General features: G+C 31.7%; 7 protein-coding genes. All 7 read right to left on the reverse strand.

The annotated features are described in order from the left end of the window. Positions 1-253: 253 nt before the first annotated feature. Positions 254-1015: a hypothetical protein gene (locus tag DFQ10_RS18290; protein WP_115818897.1), complete on the reverse strand. Its 762-nt coding sequence runs from the start codon at positions 1013-1015 to the stop codon at positions 254-256. A gap of 168 nt (positions 1016-1183) precedes the next feature. Beyond that, positions 1184-1762 (reverse strand): hypothetical protein, encoded by a 579-nt coding sequence (locus tag DFQ10_RS18295; protein ID WP_245940781.1) that lies wholly within the window; start codon positions 1760-1762, stop codon positions 1184-1186. 141 nt (positions 1763-1903) lie between these two features. Continuing rightward, entirely contained in the window at positions 1904-2206 is a 303-nt protein-coding gene (locus tag DFQ10_RS18300) for a type II toxin-antitoxin system RelE/ParE family toxin (RefSeq protein WP_115818898.1), read from the reverse strand. After that, entirely contained in the window at positions 2203-2445 is a 243-nt protein-coding gene (locus DFQ10_RS18305; RefSeq protein WP_047414192.1) for a type II toxin-antitoxin system ParD family antitoxin, read from the reverse strand. The genes DFQ10_RS18300 and DFQ10_RS18305 overlap by 4 nt, the downstream gene beginning before the upstream one ends. A gap of 400 nt (positions 2446-2845) precedes the next feature. Then, entirely contained in the window at positions 2846-4099 is a 1254-nt protein-coding gene (locus DFQ10_RS18310; RefSeq protein ID WP_147299255.1) for a hypothetical protein, read from the reverse strand. A 170-nt stretch (positions 4100-4269) separates the two neighbouring features. Beyond that, entirely contained in the window at positions 4270-4431 is a 162-nt protein-coding gene (locus tag DFQ10_RS18640) for a hypothetical protein (protein ID WP_181897671.1), read from the reverse strand. Beyond that, positions 4428-4937 (reverse strand): DUF2441 domain-containing protein, encoded by a 510-nt coding sequence (locus DFQ10_RS18315; protein WP_115818900.1) that lies wholly within the window; start codon positions 4935-4937, stop codon positions 4428-4430. Before DFQ10_RS18315 ends, DFQ10_RS18640 begins: the two co-directional genes overlap by 4 nt. Positions 4938-5163: the final 226 nt, after the last annotated feature.

Raw genomic sequence — 5163 nt, forward strand, 5'->3', positions numbered from 1 at the left:
ATTTTCAGTTTAAAAGGTTCTGAATACCGTCTAATTACTTTGTCATTTTTGTACATAATGTTTAAAATTATGTAGCCTTTATTCAGGACGGGTCATAATGTTTTACAACGTTGATGTATAAGATTAGTTGCGTGGTTTAAGCACCTAATTTAGCAAATAAAAACCGAATATAAAATCCAAGAGGATTTTCGTAAGCAAGCCAGAACTAGCCATTAATTATAAACGTTGTTACCACACTTTTTTTATTATTATTCTACTCAATATTTTCATAAGTATATTCATATCTAAATTCTGATAGTCCATAAATAGTATTATGTATTGTATTAGTAATAATGGAAACAGATGGATAATCTTCGTTATTATATTGATAAGAACTAGAGGAAGTGAGATTCATATCATTATCATAAGATTCTATAGAGTTATTAGTTCCGACTCGTAAAACTTTTAACAATTCTAGATTAAAATATAAAGAACTTGGGTTTTTCATTTCGTCATATTCAAAACTATCTTGGTTAGGTTGATTGCCTTGGCAAGAACTGACAGATATCTCAATATTATTATGGTCGTCTAATGTATCGTCTATTTCACAATTTAAGTTTCCATTTACATAGATTTTAGTATTAATTAATCTATTCATACTATCATATTCATATTCTAAAACGTTTGGTGATAAAACACCATTTATTGTACTTGAACTTGAAACAATAAATCCATTCTCGTAAATGTAATTTATGATAGTTCCTCCGTTACTTGTTATTGTTTTTATTTTATTGTTTTCGTATGTGTAAGTAAAAATATCATTTCCATTAATATCTTGTTGTGCAATCAACCTTAATTCCTCATCATAAATAAAATTTGTTGTTCCTGTTAAGTTGTTATCAGAATCAAAAAAATCAATTTTTATCAATTTCAGGTTCAAGTTTTCATTTGCAATATCATTTGAATCATCAGAATCGCAAGAAATAAAAATTAGTGACAAGATTAATATTATAAGAAAAGATTTGTGTTTTTTCATAAGTTTTGATGTAAGTTCGTTGGTTAAATGTGTGGTAACGTTTTTATGTATGATTAGTGGCGTGTTTAAGCACCTAATTTAGCAAATAAAAACCGAATAGAAAATCCGATAGGATTTTCGTAAGTAGGCTAGAACCAAGCAATAAATTATATACAGTGTTGTAAAACGTTATTTTTTATTATTCAGAGGAAATGTAATTCCAACTGAAAATGCTCCAACAAATTGCTCGACTGACGGTTGGAAATAATAAGTAAATCCTAAGTCAACATTATTATTTTTTCCTAATTCGAGTCCAAACGCAAAAGGTATGTGATAAATTATTCCACCTTTATCAATATTGTCAAATGCTGTTAATGTTTCAAATTTTCCAATAGAAGTTCCAATTCCAATCTCAACATAAGGTGCTACCCAAGGAATTGGTGCTCGAACCCTTGCTTTTCCTCCAAGTAAAAACGCTTTTGATTCTGCTTTTTCATTTGTGGGATTGTCATTTAAGTCTTTTCCATTTGAACTTGTCAATATAAAACCAGCGTATGGTCTAAGTTCAAACCAAGAAGCAGCTTTCAGAACTAATTCTCCTTGAGCAAAAAATCCTTGGTCAGCAATGTCATCAACACTTTCATAAGGTGCACTTATGCCATATCCAATTTGAGCATTTATTGATTTTTCTTTTATAAACGATGGTATGGAATTAGTAGAAGGGAAGCGTTTGCAAAACGCGATTCTACGTGCCGCAGGCAATTTCATACCATCGGTTTTGTATAAGATTAGTTGCGTTGTTTAAGCACTAAATTTGGCAAATAAATCACAGATTGAAAGTCCGCGAGGACTTTCGTAAGTAATCTATAACCAAGTAATTAATTTTATACGTTGTTGTGTGCAGTTTTTTTATTTCAGTCGTTTTTTAATATCCATTCTTTGATGTAAAATTCTAACGATTTCGACAATTTCATTCTCAACCTTTCTGTAAAAAATAAGATGTGATTTGATTTTCGTTACTCGATAGTTTTTTCGAGTTTGTTCAGCCGATTTTCCAATTAGATAGATGTCCGCTATAAATTCAATCTCTCCGATTATCAAGTCGTAATATCTGTCGGCTTGTTCTTTAGACCATTTGTGAAAAGTATATACCCAAATATCATTTAAATCATCAATCGCTTGTTTACTTATTCGATATTTGTTTTTACTTATAAGTGTTTGCGATGTAATTCAGTCAGGTTTTGTTTTGGGTCAAAATTTTCAATAAAACCACTATTTTCACCTACTTCGAGAGCTTTAATTAATTCTCTTTCCTTTTTTTCTTCGCGTTCCAGCAAACGTAATGCAGAACGGATAACTTCGCTTACCGAACCATATCTACCTGAATTTACTTCTTCTCTGATAAAATCCTCAAAATGATTTCCGAGTGATATTGATGTGTTTTTTCCCATTTTGACTATATTTTTACTCAAATATACCAAATCTTGGTAACGTAGCCAAATGGCACACAACGGTCGTGTATATGGCTCGTAGCGTGCAAATTAGCTATAACTATTTGGTTAAGCACGAGCCGAATTTTTTAATTTTCTTATTACCTTTTCTTTTCAATAAGCCAAATTAAAAAATTTGGTGGACTTGCAAAAATGCCTTAACTTTGAACTAAGCAACTAATTAGCTATGAGCTATATACGTTGTTATGTGTGGTGTTTCTATTCTTTAATTTGGATTAATTCATCTATTCCACCATATCTCCCATCTCATAAAAATCAATGGCTTTTGCTTAAGAGGATTTGTACGCCACTCTGACCATTCCCATTATTAGGATTTGAAAATAAAGTTTTGCTATGATGCCTAGTTAAATTCAGCTTTTAAGGCTATATTCTTCTGGTTCAAAATGACAATTTCAAAGTCGGATTTATCTAAAACTAATGTAACCTTCTTATCATTCGTCTCTTGTATATCATAAGGAACGGCTTTGCCTACTTTCTCACCTTTTTTGTAGGCAAGTACCAAACATGGGCACTGGATATTTTCTTCAACAAATGATAGTTCCACTTCTTTACGATCACCATACACCATCCATTGCGGACGATCGTACTTTTTACTTCTTGGATGGAAAACTGCTATGTCATACCTGAATGTACCCATAGGTGGTAAATCAATAGAGGTTTTCTTTCGTTGCTGACCAAATAGCTCACCAGATTCATTGACAAAAACACTAGGTTTTTCTAGATCTGTAATCTGATAATACGAGTTTTCGTAATCCCTATTACCCTTTTCAGAATAAATTGTCTGACTTATTGTTAATGGGTCGATTCCTGTAAATTCCGTCAATCTCCCTGCCATCGCCTTTCCCCAACCCATGGAATTGTTAGGCATATCTCCTTCGTACACATGATCAAAACCACAATGAATTAATATCTTTTCGTTGGGGTATCGATTTAGATAGGATTCAATATTCCTGGCTTGATTAATTTCTCTTTCTTTCCCATTAGCATTTCCACTGCTTTCGTACCCAAATATATTGAATCCCATATCGAAGGCAGTTCTTATTAAATTGCCAAATTGAGGTTCTTGTGTATAATATCCGGAATCAAGAATAGGATAACCATTGGCTTGCATAATTGAATCTGCTTGAGACGTATTAAAATATCCTTCCATTCCTAAGTGCTTAAAACCTCTTCTTTTTAGTCCTTCAAGTAGTCGAGTGGTAAAAATTCGATGTTGGGGCATTTGATGAGCTTCATTTATGATGACTACTTGGTGCTCTTCAGCTTCATTCAATATGTAATCTATTGCATCCATTGCTTTGTAGAGGCCAAAACTATCTCGTTGTTCCTGCGTAAGTCCAATTTCAATTGATTCTTTCATATCCCAAATCTCATGCATCCTTTCTATGTTTCCGATTTTGGCAAATTCCCATGCTGTTCTATCGACAATTGTAGGAAAGGTATCCCAATATGAAGAAAAATTGTACGGCATTTCATTTGACTCTGTATCAAAATGAAAGTCAAACTCCACAAAATCTAACTTTTTCTGATCTTTATTTTTGATATTACAGGAAATGCTCAGCAAAGAAATAGTAATAATAAATAAGTGTTTCATTAATTAGTTTTTTATATTTTCGGTGTTTTTGGTTGTTTCATTACACATAACGGTTACGTATAAGAATAGTGCGGTTTTGTGTGCGAGGATTTTCCGCAGGAAAATCAGAAGTAACAAAAAAGCACTAGACTGTGATTAAGCACTAATCTACGCATTATTTTTATGCGATGTTAGGTGTAGGTTTTTATGTTTTCAATATTCTTATATTCGTTAATCACTTTAAATTTTCCTTCATATAAAATTTCAATATCTAATTCAGTATTCATTTCTCCTTTCCAATATTTCTCTGAAGCAATATCAAATTCGTTAATGCTGTAAGTATCTAAATTCAAAAACTCAGCATCTGCAATATGAATTTTTCCATTTTATCTAATTCTAATTCTATTATTTTTTTGTTTTCAGAGGTCTCAAATGTATTCCACCAATTTTCAAGTCCTTTTTTGTCACATAACCATAAGCACTTTTTTCTTGATGGAAGGTTTGGATTTATTTTTAATCTGCTATTTTCAAATATTTCTTCTCTTATCCATTTCAGATACTGTAAATGGGATTCAAATAGGTTAGTTGCTAAACCTTCGAAGTCGATGCATAAATCTTGGGTCTTATAAAACAGTTTTTCATAATCTTTAGATTCATAATCTAGAGAGTTTATCCATTCATTAGACAATAATTCCCTAGAATTCTGGATAAGTCTTTTTCCGTTAGTTGGGTATTTAGAATTTCTTTCAATTCCCTCTAGAATTCCCTTATAAAAGTCATTATTTCCAGTTTCCGAAAAATCTCCTTTATTCCATTCTTTTCTAATTCCGTTAATTCTTTGGATATGGAAATAGTTCATATTTTGCGGTTTCTTTTAACTTACACCTAACGTGTTTGTGTATGGTTAGTTGCGTGGTTAAGCAACTAATTTAGTAAACAAAAACGAACCCGAGAAAATTCCGAAGGAATTTTCCAAATAAGCAACGACCAAAGCAATTAATTATACACGTCTTAAGTTTACAATTCATTAAATTTAAGGATAAATCAGAAAAGACAAAAGAGAGGAGTAAGGTTAATATACACGC

Origin of the sequence: Winogradskyella eximia, from assembly GCF_003386165.1 — a bacterium.
Taxonomy (GTDB): Bacteria; Bacteroidota; Bacteroidia; order Flavobacteriales; family Flavobacteriaceae; genus Winogradskyella; species Winogradskyella eximia.

Bases quoted from the DNA above. Each gene is read 5' to 3' on its own strand.
- DFQ10_RS18310 (WP_147299255.1), bottom strand. From the start codon at position 4,099: ATGAAACACTTATTTATTATTACTATTTCTTTGCTGAGCATTTCCTGT.
- DFQ10_RS18315 (WP_115818900.1), bottom strand. From the start codon at position 4,937: ATGAACTATTTCCATATCCAAAGAATTAACGGAATTAGAAAAGAATGG.
- DFQ10_RS18305 (WP_047414192.1), bottom strand. From the start codon at position 2,445: ATGGGAAAAAACACATCAATATCACTCGGAAATCATTTTGAGGATTTT.
- DFQ10_RS18295 (WP_245940781.1), bottom strand. From the start codon at position 1,762: ATGAAATTGCCTGCGGCACGTAGAATCGCGTTTTGCAAACGCTTCCCT.
- DFQ10_RS18290 (WP_115818897.1), bottom strand. From the start codon at position 1,015: ATGAAAAAACACAAATCTTTTCTTATAATATTAATCTTGTCACTAATT.